The following is a 318-nucleotide window of genomic DNA, read 5'->3' as shown; positions in this document are numbered from 1 at the left end:
ACCACGTGCTTGCCTCCGGCCGCGACGTCAACGTCCTGGTCCTCGACACCGAGGTGTACTCCAACACCGGTGGTCAGGCATCGAAATCGACCCCGCTAGGGGCAGTTGCCAAATTCGCCTCGGCTGGCAAACCCACCGCCAAAAAAGACATGGCCCTGCAAGCCATCGCCTACGGGTCGGTGTACGTCGCCCGCGTGGCCCTGGGCGCCGATCCGCAGCAAACCCTGAGGGCCTTCCGCGAGGCCGAGGCCTACCCTGGCCCGAGCCTCATCATCGCCTACAGCCACTGCATCGCCCACGGCTATGACCTGCGCAACG

The 318-nt window shown here is 65.7% G+C and carries 1 protein-coding gene; it reads left to right on the top strand.

Going from position 1 to position 318, the window contains the following annotated elements; genetic code table 11:
• Nucleotides 1-318: thiamine pyrophosphate-dependent enzyme (locus GNF10_RS37460; protein ID WP_185607535.1), on the top strand; the 318-nt coding region annotated here is incomplete at both ends.

The organism is Nostoc sp. UCD121 (assembly GCF_014222285.1).
Taxonomy (GTDB): Bacteria; Cyanobacteriota; Cyanobacteriia; order Cyanobacteriales; family Nostocaceae; genus Nostoc.
The sequence above is the reverse complement of the archived record's forward strand: the minus strand, read 5'-3'. Positions and strand labels throughout refer to the sequence as shown.